General features: G+C 46.9%; 11 protein-coding genes and 3 pseudogenes. 2 read left to right on the forward strand and 12 right to left on the reverse strand.

Annotation, left to right across the window (positions count from 1 at the left end):
• Window positions 1–72: 72 nt before the first annotated feature.
• The 6 genes and pseudogenes from DW830_RS08710 to rd form a co-directional block, all read right to left on the reverse strand.
• Window positions 73–715: pseudogene (locus DW830_RS08710) on the reverse strand (hypothetical protein).
• 728 nt (window positions 716–1,443) lie between these two features.
• The gene (locus DW830_RS08715) at window positions 1,444–2,529 is read right to left on the reverse strand and encodes a C1 family peptidase (RefSeq protein ID WP_119249592.1); all 1,086 of its coding nucleotides are present in this window, start codon (window positions 2,527–2,529) and stop codon (window positions 1,444–1,446) included.
• A 248-nt stretch (window positions 2,530–2,777) separates the two neighbouring features.
• A complete protein-coding gene (lgt, locus tag DW830_RS08720) occupies window positions 2,778–3,635 on the reverse strand; it encodes a prolipoprotein diacylglyceryl transferase (RefSeq protein ID WP_119249600.1) in 858 nt (285 codons plus the stop codon).
• A gap of 8 nt (window positions 3,636–3,643) precedes the next feature.
• Window positions 3,644–4,747, reverse strand: coding sequence for a redox-regulated ATPase YchF (gene ychF, locus DW830_RS08725; protein ID WP_119249593.1), 1,104 nt, complete (start codon window positions 4,745–4,747; stop codon window positions 3,644–3,646).
• Window positions 4,748–5,189: 442 nt separating this feature from the next.
• Complete coding sequence (locus tag DW830_RS08730; RefSeq protein ID WP_119249594.1) at window positions 5,190–5,579, reverse strand: desulfoferrodoxin; 390 nt, start codon at window positions 5,577–5,579, stop codon at window positions 5,190–5,192.
• A 105-nt stretch (window positions 5,580–5,684) separates the two neighbouring features.
• A complete protein-coding gene (gene rd, locus DW830_RS08735) occupies window positions 5,685–5,849 on the reverse strand; it encodes a rubredoxin (RefSeq protein WP_117663589.1) in 165 nt (54 codons plus the stop codon).
• A gap of 472 nt (window positions 5,850–6,321) precedes the next feature.
• On the opposite strand from rd, the gene DW830_RS08740 reads away from it, so the two are divergent.
• Entirely contained in the window at window positions 6,322–7,596 is a 1,275-nt protein-coding gene (locus tag DW830_RS08740; RefSeq protein ID WP_119249601.1) for an alpha-L-fucosidase, read from the forward strand.
• Between the two features lie 151 nt (window positions 7,597–7,747).
• Here DW830_RS08740 and DW830_RS08745 read toward each other — a convergent pair.
• A pseudogene (locus tag DW830_RS08745) lies at window positions 7,748–8,517 on the reverse strand (copper homeostasis protein CutC).
• A gap of 212 nt (window positions 8,518–8,729) precedes the next feature.
• Between DW830_RS08745 and DW830_RS08750 the strand changes: the two are divergent.
• Window positions 8,730–11,395 (forward strand): annotated as a pseudogene (locus DW830_RS08750) (transglutaminase-like domain-containing protein).
• Between the two features lie 121 nt (window positions 11,396–11,516).
• Here DW830_RS08750 and DW830_RS16535 read toward each other — a convergent pair.
• The 5 genes from DW830_RS16535 to DW830_RS08770 form a co-directional block, all read right to left on the reverse strand.
• Window positions 11,517–11,717: a hypothetical protein gene (locus DW830_RS16535; protein ID WP_233544451.1), complete on the reverse strand. Its 201-nt coding sequence runs from the start codon at window positions 11,715–11,717 to the stop codon at window positions 11,517–11,519.
• Window positions 11,718–11,797: 80 nt separating this feature from the next.
• Window positions 11,798–12,388, reverse strand: coding sequence for a DUF4384 domain-containing protein (locus DW830_RS08755; RefSeq protein WP_233544452.1), 591 nt, complete (start codon window positions 12,386–12,388; stop codon window positions 11,798–11,800).
• Window positions 12,389–12,573: 185 nt separating this feature from the next.
• Window positions 12,574–15,120: a caspase family protein gene (locus DW830_RS08760; RefSeq protein WP_158573467.1), complete on the reverse strand. Its 2,547-nt coding sequence runs from the start codon at window positions 15,118–15,120 to the stop codon at window positions 12,574–12,576.
• A 17-nt stretch (window positions 15,121–15,137) separates the two neighbouring features.
• A complete protein-coding gene (locus DW830_RS08765; RefSeq protein ID WP_119249596.1) occupies window positions 15,138–17,030 on the reverse strand; it encodes a WD40 repeat domain-containing protein in 1,893 nt (630 codons plus the stop codon).
• Between the two features lie 193 nt (window positions 17,031–17,223).
• Window positions 17,224–17,910, reverse strand: a complete 687-nt coding sequence (locus DW830_RS08770) for a hypothetical protein (protein ID WP_089543072.1) — start codon at window positions 17,908–17,910, stop codon at window positions 17,224–17,226.
• Window positions 17,911–18,170 lie beyond the last annotated feature (260 nt).

An 18,170-nucleotide genomic window follows, 5' to 3' on the forward strand; every position in this document is an offset into this window, starting at 1 on the left:
TTGCTGTTTATATTTCTTTTTTTCTGTTCTGCCAGCAGTGTTTTTTCTGCTTGCAGTATTCTTTTTTCTGTTCTACTTGTAGTATTCCTGCAGGTTGATGGCAAGCTGGTTCAGCTTGTCTGGGTTTCCGTTACCATATCTGTGCCAGATATCCTTGCATGCGCTAATCAGCTTGCTGTCAGGTGCTTGCTGGCGGTTGAGATAAGGGTCGCAGTATTGGTAAACGCCCATCACTTCTGCAATCAGCTTGGGTGATACCTTGATGAGTTTTCCCAGGTTGATGATTTCCGGCGTTTCAGCCACCATGGTGATGGGAGTGAGCTGGAAGTAGAGGTCGAGGATGATGATGAGCTTCACGGGGTTGAGCGATGGCTCTTCAGCGAGAGGTTCCCAATCTTTCTCGAACGACTCCTTTACTTCTACTCCTGCAAAGAAATCCTTGGCATTTCCGCATCCGTTCATAGATCGGAGAATCTTGATGTCGTGGGATAGGAGACGTGGATTATCGGCATATTTATCCCATAGCCGCTTGATGCGAGGCGTGATGCGCTGCAGCTTGAACATCTGTGCGTGCAAATATTCCGGCTGGATGTGCAGTTCCAAGCTCAAATCGACTATACCTTTGAATATAAGGCTTTACTCCCATCGGCTTCTTCTGGTAGAGCTGGAGTAGCAGGAGCCAATAATCGTCGTTCCAAAGAGGATGTTTTGCCATATTACCTTGTTATTTATTATCTTTTGCAAAAGTACAACTTTTCGGTGGTAATACAAAATTATTTAGTGTATATTATCATAAAAATGAGGGGATTATGCCTAAAATACCTCTAGAATGCCCATAGGAAGGGTGCGGATTGTATATAAGAACTTGACGTGTGGCATAAAAAAAGTAGTGCGCAACTTCGATTCTCTCGAAATTGCGCACCTTTAATGCTATATTCCCAAATTTTTCATAACTCAAAGGAGATTATCGCTTTCACAAGCTTTTCTCCATTGCGGCGCCCGAAGCAGTCATTTACTGCTCACAGGCATCATCTTGTTATCCGATACATGTCTTTTTTTACCTTAAGTTACGCTTAACCTATCGACATTATCCTGTTCTCACTGAATAAACAATCTTTTTTTCTTACCTTAAAACTAATAACCTAAAACTAAACAACTAACAATCTTAAACCTAAAAACCTAATAACCTAAACAAAATTTCTTTTCGTCGTCCTTGAATAAACAATCTTTTTTATTACCTTATAACTAATAACCTATAAACAACTAACAATCTTAACCTAAAAACCTAATAACCTTTTGTCTTATTGACGATGCAAAGGTACGACGATTTTGCCATTCCACCAAAACTTTTATGGAGAAAATGCGAAAAAAGCCCGAATTTTTGATGTATGTCAACTATGTGTGTGCGCACACAAGTGTTATGAAGCAGATATTTGACCTACATCAACCATTTTGCTTCCTATCGAAGAGAAAGGCTTCTTCGCTCATGAAGACGGCAATGGTCTTGAGGCGGAGATAGTCTTCTGAGAGATAGATGAGTCCCTGGTTACCCCATTTCTTTCCTGCTGAGTTGCGGCAGACGTAGTATCGCTGCTCGTCTTTCAGGAAAGTGCCGATGATTTCCATCACGTGGTCGTCGGTGGTGCGCAGCTGCTCAAACTCCTTCTGGCGGGAGGTAGGGGTTACGGGGCGTTCGTTTTTGGAGATATCCACATAGTTGTCTTTGGCGTGGATAAAGCCTTCTTCCGAAATATCGCCCTCCCAGCATACCGGGTGACCGTTCTCTATCGCCTTCTGGATATGGAGCATCATCTCATCCAGCGGCAGATTGAGGTAGGAGTCGTGCTGACGGTTGTCGGGAATCTCCAGGGCGAAGTACTCGCGGTAAGGGTGATGGGTGAAGCTGGTGAGCGATACATACTCTTCCGGGTAGCATACGCTGTGGGCGAACTCCAGCGGGGTATATTCGGCACCGAGCATGTGAACCTGCTTGGCAGGCATGTAGCCTATCTCCTGATCAAAGAGATTGTCGAGATCATCCTTCAGCTTTCCGAACCCCGACTTCTGTGAGATGGCTGCATCGCAGAGCTGCTCCACCTTCCGGCAGAGCGTCTTGTAGTTGATATCCTTCGGATCTTCGTAGCTGTCGTAGGGTTGTGCACCATACTTATCTATATAATGTATGAGCATGGAAGCCATGCCTCGCATGCTGATGGGCTTGCTGCCCTGCGAGAGATAGTACTCTATGGCTTTCTCCTGCAGCATCATTCGGGCGATGTAAGCCACGGAGAGGTTCACGGAGTCACCCTTCATGATATGTTCGCTCTCTATGGTAGCGAGCATGGCGTATGCCCAGCTGAGTTCGCTCTCGCCCTGATCCTTGACGGGAGTGGTGCTGATGAGCCTTACGTGGGCGGGCAGATTGTCCTTGCCCCCATCCTGAGAGGAAGGAGAGGATGATTTGCCCTGATATCCGCAGCTTATCAGAAGAAGTGCGGCGAGAAGGTGGAGAATGATGCTTCTATTCATATTCTTATTGTTGTTTATACCTTATTATATATATATAAGCAGTACAGAAGTTAAAGGAGTTCTGAAGTTATCACTCCCTACGGTCGTTTGGGAAGTTAAGAGACAATAGTCTTTAGCCGTAAAACGTAGGACATTTGTCACTTAACTTTCTTCTTACTTCCCTTAGTTCCTTTAAATTCCCTATTTAGTAATAACAATAAAAGTTCCGCCCCACACATCTGGATGGAACGAAACTTCTATCATCGTATTTATGCTTTGTTTTCCTTTTTCGCAGCTCGCTTAGGGCTGGAGGCGATGCTCCATACACCCGCTATGATGAGCGGAAGACTCAATATCTGGCCCATATCCATAGGCAATCCTGCCTCGAAAGCCACCTGAATCTCCTTGGTGTATTCCACGAAGAAACGGAAGGTGAAGATGAGGGTAAGGCAAAGGCCGAAATAAAGTCCGCTTCCCACACTTTTAGGACCCTTCTTCTTATAGATGAAGAGGATGAGGAGGAAGATGACGAGATAGGCTATCGCCTCGTAGAGCTGGCCGGGATGACGCGGATACTGATCTTCCTTGACGAAGATGAATGCCCAAGGCACATCGGTTACCTTGCCGATGATCTCGGAGTTCATCAGGTTGCCCAGGCGGATGAAGCAGGCGGTGATGCCTGATACGATACCCATGTTGTCGAGCAATGTCCAGCCGCCCACCTTCGTTTTGCGGCAGTAGAGCCAGATGGCGATGAACAGTCCCAGTACGCCTCCGTGGCTAGCCAGACCTTCATATCCCGTGAATTTCCAGCTGCCGTCTGCCATGTGATGCATCGGGATGAACATCTCTACCACGTGATCCCACTGGGTGAGGAAGTATTCCGGCTGGTAGAAGATGCAGTGTCCCAGTCGGGCACCCGCCAGGATGCCGACGAAGAGGTAGATGAAGAGCGGTTCAAACTTATCCTCGCCCAGCTTCTGCTCCTTGTAGAGGCGGTGCATCATCAGATAACCCAGCAGCAAGCCTACCATCCAGCAGGTGGCGTAGTATCTGATGGAGATAGGACCCAGGTTAGCCAGAACAGGATCCGGGTCCCATACGATATAGTTAAGCAGATTTGCCATCATAATCGTTATACGTTGAAGCGGAAGTGCATGATGTCGCCATCCTGTACGATGTACTCCTTGCCCTCGATGCCGAGCTTACCAGCCTCGCGCACAGCAGCTTCAGACCCATACTTGATATAGTCATCATACTTGATAACCTCTGCACGGATGAATCCCTTCTCGAAGTCGGTGTGGATCACTCCGGCACACTGAGGAGCCTTCCAGCCCTTGTGATAGGTCCATGCCTTCACCTCCATCTCACCTGCGGTGATGAATGTTTCAAGGTTCAGCAGGGCGTATGCCTTCTTGATGAGTCGGTTTAGGCCGCTCTCTTCCAGGCCGAGCTCTTCGAGGAACATCAGTTTGTCCTCGTAGGTTTCGAGAGAAGCGATGTCTTCCTCAGTCTTGGCAGCGATGACCATGCACTCGGCACCTTCTTCCTTGGCGATTTCCTCTACCTTCTTGCTATACTCGTTGCCGGTCTTGGCAGAAGCTTCATCTACATTGGCTACGTAGAGCACAGGTTTGGTTGTGAGGAGGAAAAGGTCGTGAGCCACCTTCTGCTCTTCCTTGCTTTCGAAAGTTACACCACGGGCGTTCTTTCCCTGCTCCAGAACAGCCTTGTAAGCCTCCAGAACAGTAACCATCAGCTTGGCATCCTTGTTGCCGGCAGCGGCTGTCTTCTGCTGCTTGGCGAGCTGAGATTCGATGGTTTCCAGGTCCTTGAGCTGCAACTCTGTATCGATGACGCTCTTATCCTCCAATGGGTCAACCTTGGCGCCACCTTCACGAACGATGTTATCATCGTCGAAGCAGCGGATTACGTGGATGATAGCATCGCACTCACGAATATTTCCCAAGAATTTATTACCAAGACCTTCGCCCTTGCTGGCACCCTTGACGAGACCTGCGATATCTACGATTTCGCAAGTAGCTGGGACGATGCGTCCTGGGTGAACAATCTCTGCCAACTTGTTGAGTCGCTCATCTGGTACGGTGATGACACCCAAGTTTGGTTCGATAGTACAGAAAGGGAAGTTAGCTGCCTGTGCCTTTGCACTAGACAGACAGTTGAACAGTGTAGATTTACCCACGTTTGGGAGACCTACAATACCACATTTTAATGCCATTTTATCTTTAAACGTTTAAATTTCTGGGTGCAAAGTTACACATTATAAATGAAAGATACAAAGAAATCGTAGAAAATTAACTAAAAATCATAGATGAGGGAAAATTGATGTTGGTAAAACAAGTGAAACGCTTCGGATGCATAACTGCTGATGAAATCATTCTCTTTTATTATAGAACGGAAATATATAAGTATTATAGGAGATTTTTCAATCGTACAGGTCGAAATTGTTTTTAAGACTAGAAGAAAGTTCCGTTCAAAACTATTGAACGGACATTCAAAATCATTGAACGAAGCTTTCTGCTAACTCTAGAAACATTTTCCTTTAAAGGTAGAAAGTAATTCCTTTGCAAGAAATGGAATGTAAATAAAGTAAAAAGGTCTCATGTCATATTCCCTACATTGGGAAAATGACATGAAACCTTTTGTTGGTATGATGGTTTTTATCCTTCAAATACCCCCTTCCACAATCCGTGGAGATTGCAGTATTCGCGAGCCGTAACATCCTTGGCTTCAGCGCTTGTCATGAAGATGGCTTCCGGTTTTTCGCCTGGTTTCAACTCATGGCGGAGCACATCGGTAGGGGTGAGCAGCTCTATCCACTGGATGTAATGCTCTGGGAGCATCGGATGCTCCACACTTCCTACTGTTACGCGATAACCGCCCTCGATAGGTTCTATCACAGGCACGTGCTTCTCCTTGGCGCCATCACTGGTGTTTTCCTTCATCAGCTTCATCGGCTGGCCACAGCAGCTGAGCACGGCTCCTGGGTTTACTACTTCTACCACGTTGCCGCAAATCTGGCAGCGGTAGATTTCTCTAATCTTCGTCATAATGGTTCCTCCTATTATTTTATGAATGTGTTGCCTGAATATCAGGCTTTTCATTCAGATGATTCCTTTGTGAGGATTTCTTTCGGGTGATTCCCCAAAAGAGTCTTACTCCTCTACAGGGCTGAAATCGTCCTTGCCTACTCCGCAAAGAGGGCAAACCCAATCATCAGGGATATCCTCGAATGCTGTACCTGGAGCGATGCCGCCCTCTGGATCTCCTACTTCTGGATCATAAATCCAACCACAAACGTCACATACATATTTCTTCATAATGTTTCCTTTCTTCTTTTTATATTAATAATCTTGTTCTTGTAGTCGTTATCAGACAAGTACTGCTGTATATCTGGGAATATCCTATTTTTCAGATGCTTTGCTGCACTTCTTTCTGACTGACAATGCAAAGATACAAATAGTTTTTCTAACTTCCAAATAAAATTGAATAAATTATAATTTTATTATATCTTTTAAATTATGATAACATTGTATCTTTTCCCCAAATTCTTCCCCAAAACTCCTTTCTTATCCCCATTCCCAGTCTTCCTTATCCTCGTTGCAGACATCTTTTTTATCCTATAATATATAGTTTTTTGTGTTTTATCGCTTTGCTCTGAAAAAAAAGTTGTATATTTGCACCATTATAACTAACTATAACAATTTTATTATGGGAATTAAAATGAATTTTAAGTCACAATTATGTGCCGCAATCCTTACTTTGGGTTGCTCTTGCCTTTCGGCTAATGCCATGGTTGCGAATGATGCTGCCAAGGAAAATAAGGCTCAGCATTATCAGCCATCTGCAGAAAACCTGGAATCACGCAAGCAGTTCCAGGACGATAAGTTCGGTATCTTCCTGCATTGGGGATTGTACAGCATGCTCGCTACCGGCGAATGGACAATGACCAATAAGGACCTGAACTACAAGGAGTATGCCAAGCTGGCTGGCGGTTTCTATCCTTCTAAGTTTGATGCTGCTAAATGGGTGGCTGCCATCAAGGCTTCAGGTGCCAAGTACATCTGCTTTACCACTCGCCATCACGAGGGATTCTCTATGTTCAAGACCAAGTATTCTGATTATAATATAGTAGATGCTACTCCTTTCCACCGCGACATCGTGAAGGAACTGGCGGATGAGTGCCACAAGCAGGGCATCGCTTTGCACCTTTATTACTCTCATATCGACTGGTATCGTGAGGATGCTGTTTGGGGAAGAACAGGTAGAGGTACCGGACGCCCTAACCCTGAGGGTAACTGGAAGAGCTACTATCAGTTTATGAACAACCAGCTTACAGAACTTCTTACCAACTACGGTAAGGTGAGATGTATCTGGTTTGATGGATGGTGGGATCAGGATCAGAATCCTAACTTCGATTGGCAGTTGCCAGAGCAGTATGCGCTTATCCATCGCCTGCAGCCAGGCTGCCTGATCGTAAACAACCATCACTCTTCTCCTTTCGAGGGTGAGGATGTTCAGGCTTTCGAGCGTGATCTTCCTGGAGAGAATAAGGCAGGATTGTCGGGTCAGGACATCAGTCGCCTGCCTCTTGAAACCTGCGAGACCATGAACGGCATGTGGGGTTATAAGATTACCGACCAGGATTATAAATCTACCAAGACGCTGGTACATTACCTGGTGAATGCAGCTGGCAAGAATGCCAACCTGCTGATGAACATCGGCCCTCAGCCAGATGGTGAGCTTCCAGCAGTTGCATTGGAGCGCCTGGCAGAAATGGGAGAGTGGATGAAGACTTACGGTGAAACCATCTATGGTACCCGTGGCGGCATCGTGGCTCCTCACGATTGGGGTGTTACTACCCAAAAGGGCAATCGTCTCTTCGTTCATATCCTGAACCTGAAGGATAAGAGCCTCTTCCTGCCTCTCGGAAACAAGAAGGTGAAGAAGGCTTTCGACTTTGCCAGCAAGAAGCCGGTGAAGGTTCAGAAGTGCGAAGGCGGTGTGCTCCTGAATCTCGGTGAGGTTCCTACAGAGATGGATAAGGTTGTGGAAATCGCACTCTAAGATTGTGTGAATATTATATTGGAAAAGTGTCGTAATCTCCTGGAATATTGGAAATTGTGACACTTTTTTGTTTTGTGAAAAAACGCTATCTGCGTTATCGGAAACAATCCTTTCTTATTATCGGAAAAATCTTTTTCGTTGTAGAAAAATCCTATCCCAAAAGGTTGGCTATGGTTTGCTTTACTCTTTCTGCAGAGGTAACAGGAGAGTTGCTTTCATCAGCGCCTTCGGCACCCATATACACGTTGGTGTTGAGCTGCTTCATCTTGCTCGGCACGTTGACTCTTGCTGAGAAGTGATATTCGTGGATACCGGTAGCATCGAAGATGGTGCGGATGTTATCCTCGTTTACGCCACATCCGGCAAGGAGGATGATTCGTCCGGCTGCTGCCTGCTTGAGCTCTGAAAGAAGCGCTACGCCTTCTACTGCCTTAGGTTGCTGACCCGATGTAAGGATACGGTCGCAACCCAGGGAGATGATGTCTTCCAAGGCTTTCTGAGGATTGGCTGTTCGGTCGAAGGCACGGTGGAAAGTAACGCTCATCGCTTCAGTTCTTTGCCGCCTTTCGCCAGTTCCACGAGTCGGCGGTTCGCCTCCATATCCACTTCTCCATCCTCTGTGAGGCATCCTATCACTACGCCATCCACGCCCAGTTTTCTGCAGAGGCGGATATCCTCCTCCATGCGTTCAATCTCCAGAGGGGTATAGAGAAAATCGCCACCACGAGGGCGGATGATGACGTGGAGCAAGGTCTTATCCAACAACTTTCGGGCAACTTTTATCTCGCCATACGATGGGGTAGTGCCACCCTCAGGTATGCCTGCACACAGTTCCACACGGTTGGCTCCACCTTCCTGCGCAGCCAGACAGCTCTCTACGCTGTTGGCGCATATTTCAAACTTAAAATCGTCTCTGTTCATAGTTTCTATTTTTTCTTTCTATTTAGTTATTTGATTATTACTAATTTTTTCTCTTTTTACTTGATTTCTCAATATTTGCTGCAAAGATAACATTTTTTCTTTTGGGGATGGCTATTATTTCGAAAAAAAACATTATTTTTGCAGAAAGTTTGTAACGTAACATCAATATATTAACTGGAATATAATAAATATAATTAAAAAGCTAACTAACAATGAGAAAGTTTTTAGTAATGTTCGCCATTACATTCTTAGCCTCTTGGCAGACAATGTTGGCAGCAAACGGCCACTTCATTACCGATGCAGCTTATCGCACGAAAGTGGAAACGGCCTTCAAACAGAAGGTAAATCTTGTAGGTAAGCAGTTTTATGACCAGAAGATGCTCAAGCAGCAGAAAGCTACAGCCGATGAGCAGGGAGCCTTGCAGTTCCTCTATGCCTATATGCCTGTGGCTGATGTAACCGACTATCCTACCAGCTTCTTCCTGGAGAATGTGCGCACCAGCTTCGAGGCACGCCAGCAGATGGCTTGGGGAAACAAGGTGCCAGAGTTGCTCTTCCGCCACTTCGTGCTCCCTGTACGCATCAACAATGAGAACCTGGATAATTCGCGTATGGTATTTTTCAAGGAATTGAAGGAGCGCGTAAAGGGTATGGGTATGAAGGATGCTATCCTCGAGGTAAACCACTGGTGCCACGAGCTGGTAACCTATCAGCCATCCGATGGACGTACTTCGGCTCCTCTTTCAACCATCCGTTCGGCTTACGGCCGCTGCGGTGAGCAGAGTACCTTTACGGTAGCTGCCCTGAGAGCTATTGGCATTCCTGCACGCCAGGTTTATACCCCACGCTGGGCACATACCGATGATAACCACGCCTGGGTAGAGGCTTGGGCAGATGGAACCTGGTATTTCCTGGGAGCCTGCGAGCCGGAAGCTGTACTGAACCTGGCTTGGTTTAATGCTCCTGCATCCCGTGCGATGCTGATGCATACCAAGGCGTTCGGCGACTACAATGGTCCTGAGGAGGTAATGCTCCGCACTTCCAACTATACCGAGATCAACCTCATCGACAACTACGGTTCTTCTGCCCGCATCGATTTCGAAATCGTAGATGCAGCAGGCAATCCTGTAGATGGTGCCAAGGTGGACTTCAAAATCTACAACTATGCAGAGTTCTGCACCGTAGTAACCAAATATACAGGTGCTGATGGTGCCACCTTCCTTTCTGCCGGCAAGGGCGATATGATGATCTGGGCATCCAAGAACGGCAAGTATGGCTTTGCCAAGGCATCTTTCGGCAAGGACAAGAAGGTAGTGGTTCGTATGGATCATCAGGTAACTGTACCTGGCGCAGAGCAGAAGACCATCCTCTTCCGCGACTCCTTCGATATCGTTCCTCCTCCAGAGCATGCCAACATCCCAGAGGTTTCTGCCGAGGCAAGAGCCAAGAACCTGGAGCGCTTTGCCTACGAGGATTCTATCCGTCATGCCTATCTTGCTACCTTCTATAATAAGGAGAGTGCATTGCAGGCTCTGAAGGATAATGGTCTTGCTGCAGGTTCTGAGGAGAATACCCAGAAGATGGTGAAGTATCTGGTAGGTTCAAGCGGTAACCACCGTGTCATCCTCACCTTCCTGAAGAATCACAAGGACCGTATCGACCGTGCCATCAAGCTGCTCGGTACCTTGAGTGCCAAGGACTTGAGAGATATGCAGATGGATATCCTGGAAGATAACTTCAATGCCAAGAGCGATCAGCTTTCTCCTCGCGTGGAAAACGAGATGATCATCACTCCGTTCAAGCAGTTCTTCGAGAAGGAGTTTGCCAAGCAGCAGGTTGCCTTCAAGAACAATCCTAATCTCCTGGTAGAGTGGGTGAAGAAGAATATCCGCATCAATCCAGACCTGAAGGCTCTGCAGATTGCCCAGACACCTATCGGCGTATATCGTTCACGCCTTACGGATGCCCGCTCTCGCAAGGTTTTCTTCGTAGATGTAGCCAGAAGCTTGGGCATCGAGGCTCAGGTGGATGAGGTGACCAAGAAGACTCAGTATAAGAATGCCAATGGTGGCGAATGGATTGACGTAGATTTCGACAATGCTGTGCAGAAGGCTTCTGCCATGGGAAGATTCGTGATGAACTATAAGGATAATGGTGCTGTGGATGATCCTAAGTACTACAGCCACTTCACTATCCACCGAATCAACCTGATGGTTCTACTTCGCTCCTGGAGTATCCAGAGGAGGGATGTACATGGAGCGGTACCTTCAAGAATGGTGTAGATCTGGATGAGGGCGATTATGCCCTGGTTTCTGGTACCCGTCTTGCCAATGGTGGTGTGCTGGCAGAGATGCAGTTGTTTCATGTAAAGCAGGGTGCCACTACCCAGGTGGATATGAATCTGCGCAGTTCTGAGACAGAGATTACCGTAAAGGGTAACTTCAATTCAGAATCCAAGTTCATCCTCTTGCCAAGCAATCAGGAGGTTAGCCTTTTGAGCCAGACTGGTCGCGGCTACTTCGTAACAGGTATGATCGGTGTAGGTCAGGAGCCAACCAACCACGCCCTGAAGGACATCGCCAAGGTGGCACAGGTATTCGAGAAGTGGGGTCGTCCTATCGTTATTCTGTTTGAGGATGAGGCATCTGCCAAGAAGTTCAGAATCTCAGAGTTCCCTGGTTTGCCAAAGAACATCATCTTCGGTATCGACAAGGATGGTTCCTGCCGCAAGGAGATGGTGGAGAATATGAAGCTTCAGAACAAGAACCTGCTTCCTATCTTCACGATTTCTGATACCTTCAACAGAGTGGTATTCCTCTCTCAGGGTTATACCATCGGATTGGGTGAGCAGCTGGAATCTGTAATCAAGAGATTATAACAGCTGAGCGTTTCTGCGTTTCACTTCATTTTACGCTAGTACTTTTTTGCACGGTAGATAGTGCAAACTCTATATAAAAATAAAAGCCCAGAGCATTCCGCCCTGGGCTTTTATTTTGCTGTTATTTCTTCACGGAGATGTTTTTGATCTCTACCTGCATATCCTTGTCGGCTGTACGGTTTTTGGTAAGCCACTTCTGGAAATCCTCGTACTTCAATTCTCTAGGCAAACCAGCTGCGGCATTATCTATCGCCTTGATGAATGGGTTAGGCGAACTGATTACATAGATATAATTCGTTTCTGCCGCCTTTTCGCAGGTCATGTTATATTCATCTACATCTGCTGGCTGAAAGAGCGGTGCAGCCGTCTTGGAATTGAAAAATACGTATCTCGTGTTGGCATCTACCTCACCTTGCCATCCTGCGATGACTGATAAGGCAGGAGACAGTAGGCATTCTTGCTGCCATCTATCAGATAAACGGCTACGTATCCCTTGGTAGATGACTGGTAGGAAAGATAGAGATCGTCGCCACTCTTGAAGTTGTCGCTTTCGAATCTATCTTCTGTACCGTTTCTCAGAATCTTGGCAACGAAACTGTTCTGTGTGGCAACCAGCTCCCGCGCCTTTCCGCTTACTGAGCATTTCACTACCAGCATGCCCTGTTCGTAGCTGATTTCGTACTTAGGTTCGCCGATGGTTTCCAGCCATTCACCCTTCACATCGCTGCTGCTCAGCGAGGTGAAATCCGTCTGGGTAGAGCCGTTGGTATTGTTCATCAGGGTAGCGTTATGCTGCGCCACCACGGTGCCGAACTCATCGCCCAGGGCTTGTATCTGCGCTCTGCTCAGAGCCGTCTTCTTGGCTTGCTCCAGTGATACGTTTTCCGGTGCATGGTAGATGTATTCTCCGTGCACTTTCCTGGTGCGCTGGGCATAGCTGGTTGTAGCTACGCCCAAAAGCATCAGAATCATCACAAAAATGTAGTGTCTCATCCTTGCTGATTTTTTTAATGTTATTAAAATTTAGGAGTTTAGAAGTTGAAGGAGTTATTGCTCCCTACGGTCGCTGAGAAGTTAAGACAATTGTCTTTTGGCATAGTTCTTAAACAACAAGACATACGTCTTAACTTCTTAACTCCTTAACTTCTTAACTCCACGATATACAAAAGTTCTGTATCTTATTTCAGCTTCAGCTCTTTCCAGCCTACTGCAAGCGAGGTAGAAGGAGTGGCAGTAGGAGTCTGAACCTTACGGTTGATAACCACTGACTGCTGCTTCACATTTTCAGAGATGTAGCTTTCGAGTTCGCCGAGGCTTACATCACCCTTGGTTTCCTGGAGTTTCTTCAGGAGATAGTAGGTGAAGAGGCCATGACCCTTTGCTGAGTATGGGAATGCGGTTTCATCGCCCGATGCTGCACTGAATACCACCATGTTGCCACGTGGATCTTCCTGCTTAGCCTTCAGCGCTACTCCACGGGCAGAAGCCAGCATACCTTCCTCGCGCTTCGAGCCGCTGAAGCAGGCATCCAGGAACACTACAATCTCCTTTGCCTTGGTAGAGCCCAACTCGGCATAGAGCTTGTTCAGAGAGTAGCAACCCTCTGTCTGCGTGCCATCGGCATCGGTAGGAAGCAGGTAGGCATCCTTTGTTGATTCGTTAGGAATACCATGGCCGGCATAGTAGAATACGATGTTGATGTCGCCGTTGAATGCGCTGGCGATGTTCTTGATATCGCGTATGGCGCGGAGCATCGTACCGTATGATGCATCCGCATAGTAGCGCACGTTTTCTGCCGGCATACCCAGTGTCTTCTCGCAGTACTTGGAGAAGGCAAGTCCATCGTTCAGAGCCAGTGGAACGCCTGCCACATTGCTGTAGTTCTGGTTGGCAATGACCACGGCAAAGGTCTTGGTGTTGCTGGTTGGATTCTCTGGGATATTCTCATCCACATCCGATGTTCCCAGCTTCACGTTCTGCTGCTGTACCGTCTGCTTGTTGGCATTCTCGTTGGATGCCAGCATATTGGCATTGATAGGGTCGAAGTGTACCTCTACGTTGGTGGCGGTATAGTTGAGCGCTGCAGCGTTATCGTACTGATACTGCTTGCCCGAAGGGGTGATGATGGTGAGCTTGGCGAGTGCCAGGTGATCCTTGTCGATGAAGTACTCTGGATCCTTAAACTGCATACCGTTCCAGTTGGAAGCGAAGATGCGTGCCTCGTTGTTGGCTCTTGGCACCGGTACGATCATCTCTCCGAGATCAGGCGATGTTACCAGGAATACCTCGTGGTCGGCATCGTATGGCTTCAGTTCCAGATGGCGCAGGTTTACTCTTGATTCGTACTTGCTGATGTATTCCTGCTGTGCGAGTCGCTGCATCTCTGCAATCTTGGCATCGCGGTTCTTCTCGGTCATGCGCGCACGATATTCATCCAGTGTTTCGTAGCTGTCCTTCTTCTGCCACTTGTCGATACGGTTTTCGATGAACGGGATGGCGAAGGCAGAGTAAGCCGGGATTCCTTTCTCCTCTTCAGCACTCTGCTCGTTGCTTTCGGTATGTACCTGAGGCGCTGCTGCAGCGATGGTTGGCTTGACATCGCCATTGAATTCGATGAGCTGAGGGATGAAGTTCGACTCAATCTTACCACCTCCGAGCGAAGCCAGCTTGTTGTTGATGATATTGAAGTTCTCCTTATCACCTACACACTTATATGCGATAGCGAGCGCCTGGGTGTATTTCAGCGAAAGAGGGTCGCTGATGATGATGTTCTTGATGTGACCGATCGAATAGGTGAAGTAATCCTTATATACGGTCTCCAGGTCCTTGATGTGAGGATCATTTTCCTTGAGTTCCAACGCCTGGTTATAGTTTTGCACACCTATATTGTAGTTGTTGATAGCCAGGTGCTTCAACACGTCAAGAGCCTTAGGGTGAGATACTTGCAGTTTCTTATAGATGTCAAGTGCCTGCTCGAAATGATGACCTTCCTCGTAGAGTTTTCCCTGGATGTTGAGAAGGGTCTCATCGTCTGGGCGGAGGGCAAGACCCTTGCCTACGAACTTCTGTAGGTTGGCATTATCCTTGTGGTCGATGCAGAGGTTTACTGCCGACGAAATGATGTCATAGTCGGTAGGATAGTTATCAGATGCCTGTTCGAGAGTGATGACGGCAAGCTGATATTTATTGGATTGTGCGCAAGCCTTGATGAGGTTGACGAATACCGATTTGCGGTACTTCTCGTCACCAGAACGGAGATAAGCTTGCAGGTATGGAATAGCTTCTTCATACTGGCGGCGGTTTACCAGATTGGCTGCCGCAAAGTAAGAGAGCTGTGAATAGGCTTTTTGAGAGGTGTAGCCACCATCGGCAAAGTCGGATAAGCCGACAACATCCACGTAGGCGCGTGCAAACTTGATGGCGTTTCCTGTGCTCTGGTTGTTACTGTTATAGGCTGCGGCATTAGGCAGGAAAGCAATGATATTCTTCATGTTGGCCATCGCCTGTGAATATTCGGCACTCGTCTTCTCTGAGTGGGTAATGATGGCGTAAGTTGCCGTATAGCAACGATATAGCGCGTCGTACATCTGAGATTTGTCCTCGTCCTTGTTGGCGAGCTGAACAAACTCTCTGTACGCGTCGTTAGAGTCTGTTATCGTCTGGGCAGCCAGTTTGCTGCCCGACGATAAGAGTAAAATAGATATTGCAATAAATACTTTCTTCATTATAGAATCCATCAATATTAGAATACATCAATAAAGGTGAACTTCACGCCGATTCGGCGGTATTCTCCACCCTTGTTCTCAGATACTTCGATATAAGTATCATAAGAGGTCTTCATCTTCTGGAGTGCTGGGATATTCTTCTCGATATAATCTTTCACACCCATAGCGCGCAAGTAAGCCAGCTGATCGTTCTCGCCGATACCGGTAGATTTGGTTACGGTGATATTGCTCAGTTCGCCGTTCTTGTGTACTGGTTCCTGCTCGAAGTCGCCATAGCAGCCATCGTATGCCACGGTGCGGCTGAATGGTAAGGCATCTGCCATACCGGTAATCTGAATCTTCACCTGCTTGCCCTCTGCGGTATATTTGGCGAAATCTTCCTCCAAAGCCTTCTTCACGATGGCGAGCATTGCCTGAGCGGCATTGGATTCTTCTACCTTGAAGCGACCTGGTGCAAAGTCATCCTTGGCCGAGTACTCCTCATCTACGGTATAAGATACATCTACATCATAGTTGAAGATGTTCTTACCTGATGCATCGGTGGCGTTGGCTACCTTGGTATGTACATCAATCTTGGTATGATCGGAGATGATGTTCTGTTCCTGGGCATTCTTCATGATCTTGTTCTTGATTTCCTCAAGCTTCAACTCTTCCATCTTGGCACCCTGAAGCTGCTCGAATGGTACGAAGTTGTCGTCTGACTCCAAGAATGCCAATGACTTACGCTCGGTGTTGTCGAACACGTATTTCTTGCCTGTCTTCTTGTTGATAACCTCGGTATATACAAGCTCGAATTCATCCTTGTCGTTCAATCCATACTGGGTATTGGTGAATTCCAGGCTTCCTGCATCCATGCCTTCCAACTCGCTAACAGGTACTGTCAGGTAGATGCTTGGCATGTTGTTGAATTCCAGGGTCAACATATTCATATCTGAGTTATAGTTACCGAGCTTTACGTCGGATGTGGTGAGGAGATTATCTGCCATATTGGTAGCAATCTGTGACTCGAAGAGGCGCATCTGCTTCAATCTTGATTCCTCGTTCACACGGGCATTGTAGTCGTCAAGGCTCTCGCCTTCCATACGCTTCATCCACTCATCCATGCGGCTGTTCAACTCATTCTTCAGCTTCTCCTGACGGTTAGGACTCAGGAATCCTACCGGGGTAAAGACGATTCCGCTGGTATAGTTGTGTACCAGGTAGATATCATTCTTCACGTTCTTGGAGAAGTTGATGTACTTGATTCCGCCTTCCTTGGCATCCACGTACTGGCGGTCGTCCTCATTGAGCAGGTTGATGAAAGCCACACGCTGGTCGCCTGTTACGATAGCCAGATACTTGTTTTCTGGGTGGAAGAAGCATCTTTCAGCGATACCCATGGCATCGAAGTGCTTGCTCACGGTGAAAGTCTTGGTATCATATACATCGCAGGTTCCGTCTGCTGTGAGAACTGCCATCTGCTTGCTGTTGCTTGAGAAGGCTACGTCCTTGAAAGCTGCCTTGAGCGGAAGGGTAGTGCGCACGGTTTCATTCTCCAGGTTGATGACCTGAAGCTTATCCTTGGTGCTGGCGATGAGGAAGAATCCGTTAGGGCTTGCATCGAGGCGAGTAGCTGGTTCGTTGATGGCGAAACTCTTCACCTCGCGGGTCTTGCGGGTTTCAAAGATGTGGATTTTGGAATCCGATCCCATCACGTAGAGGAACTTGGCGTTTGGTGAATAGCAGATAGCCAGTGGCTTAAACTGTTTATTGGTGGTAATCTTGCCCAATTGCTGATCCTTGGTCATCAAACTAAATACATCTACGGTATTCTTGTCTTTCTTGCTGTCGATGAAGGCATACGAACTGCCGCTTGGGTTGATGGTAAGTGCATTGATGCGATTACCTGTGTACATCAGGTAGTTACGCATATTATAGATTTCCTTGCCATTGTAGTAGTAGTAGCCACTATAGTAGTTGGCAAGTCCGTCTGGTACCTTATCGAATTTTACCTTGATTTCGTGCAGCTGCTTTTCTCAGCCTCCTGTGCAGAGAGCTGAGTGCAGTGCATCCTAAGAGGCAAACAATTGCCAATGTAGTCTTTTTCATGTGACTTTGCAAATATTATTTTGTTCCCAATACGTTATCAAGTTTCTTGTGAAGCTCCGCACTCTCGTTTTCGAGGCTCTGGCGGATGGCATTCTTGGCTGCAGCCTTAGCCATGGCTCCATTGTATGCGATGCGGACGAGTACTTCCTTGTTCTTGTTCTTCAAGGTACGGTAGCACTCCATGACAGTGATAGTTCTGCCGATGCTCTGTACGATGAGGCTCTTGCTGGCCATGATACTCTTGGTAACGGTAACTGCTTCTTCCATGGCAAGCTGCTGAGTAGCTACAGAGTTGTCGATAAGACCTGAAACTTCTGTCTGAATCTGAGCTGCAAGGTTCTGCTTGGCCAGTTCCATGGCTTGCATCTTGGCGCCGTCATAGTTCTCACCGATACTCATGGCTTCACCCATGATGTACATTGGGTACATAGATTCGTCATACTGATACTGCATAGCGTATGACTTATCCAACTGCTTTTCCAGTGGGAGTGCACCAGGAGCTGTCTGCCAGCCTTCTTTCTGAAGCTTCTTGGCTTCTTTCTTAGCAGCCTTTGATGCTTTCTCGTTGAGTTCAGACTTAGATGCCTTGAGCATCTCCAAGCGTTCTTTTCTTAAGTCCTTAGCATTCTGTGCCTGGGCAAATGAACTGATAGGTGCTGCCGTCAGGCAAAGCAAACCTACAAGGAAAAATAGATGTTTCATAAGCTTTGAATTTTATATTATCATTATTCTTTTTCTTTGCAAAGGTAGGGAAAAAAAGCCAATGTCTGTTGGTTCATTTTGGTTCAATTCTCCTTGCCTTACCTATACTTGATAGATTTCTGCTACAAATATACAAAAAAATAATAAAAGAACCTGTTGGCGGAATTAAAAAACCGCCTGAAAATTAGTATATTTTTATGGAGAAAAAGTTGTGCATCTCGTTGATTTTAAGTAACTTTGTAGTGTCCAATTATAAAGTT

Source organism: Prevotella sp. AM34-19LB (assembly GCF_003468525.1).
GTDB lineage: Bacteria > Bacteroidota > Bacteroidia > Bacteroidales > Bacteroidaceae > Prevotella.

What these genes read in the sequence shown, in the direction of transcription:
- DW830_RS08755 (WP_233544452.1), bottom strand. Translation starts at nt 12,388, where the DNA reads ATGAGACACTACATTTTTGTGATGATTCTGATGCTTTTGGGCGTAGCT.
- DW830_RS16535 (WP_233544451.1), bottom strand. Translation starts at nt 11,717, where the DNA reads ATGACCTGCGAAAAGGCGGCAGAAACGAATTATATCTATGTAATCAGT.
- ychF (WP_119249593.1), bottom strand. Translation starts at nt 4,747, where the DNA reads ATGGCATTAAAATGTGGTATTGTAGGTCTCCCAAACGTGGGTAAATCT.
- DW830_RS08765 (WP_119249596.1), bottom strand. Translation starts at nt 17,030, where the DNA reads ATGCGTAACTACCTGATGTACACAGGTAATCGCATCAATGCACTTACC.
- lgt (WP_119249600.1), bottom strand. Translation starts at nt 3,635, where the DNA reads ATGGCAAATCTGCTTAACTATATCGTATGGGACCCGGATCCTGTTCTG.
- DW830_RS08730 (WP_119249594.1), bottom strand. Translation starts at nt 5,579, where the DNA reads ATGACGAAGATTAGAGAAATCTACCGCTGCCAGATTTGCGGCAACGTG.
- DW830_RS08715 (WP_119249592.1), bottom strand. Translation starts at nt 2,529, where the DNA reads ATGAATAGAAGCATCATTCTCCACCTTCTCGCCGCACTTCTTCTGATA.
- DW830_RS08770 (WP_089543072.1), bottom strand. Translation starts at nt 17,910, where the DNA reads ATGAAACATCTATTTTTCCTTGTAGGTTTGCTTTGCCTGACGGCAGCA.
- rd (WP_117663589.1), bottom strand. Translation starts at nt 5,849, where the DNA reads ATGAAGAAATATGTATGTGACGTTTGTGGTTGGATTTATGATCCAGAA.
- DW830_RS08760 (WP_158573467.1), bottom strand. Translation starts at nt 15,120, where the DNA reads ATGAAGAAAGTATTTATTGCAATATCTATTTTACTCTTATCGTCGGGC.
- DW830_RS08740 (WP_119249601.1), top strand. Translation starts at nt 6,322, where the DNA reads ATGGTTGCGAATGATGCTGCCAAGGAAAATAAGGCTCAGCATTATCAG.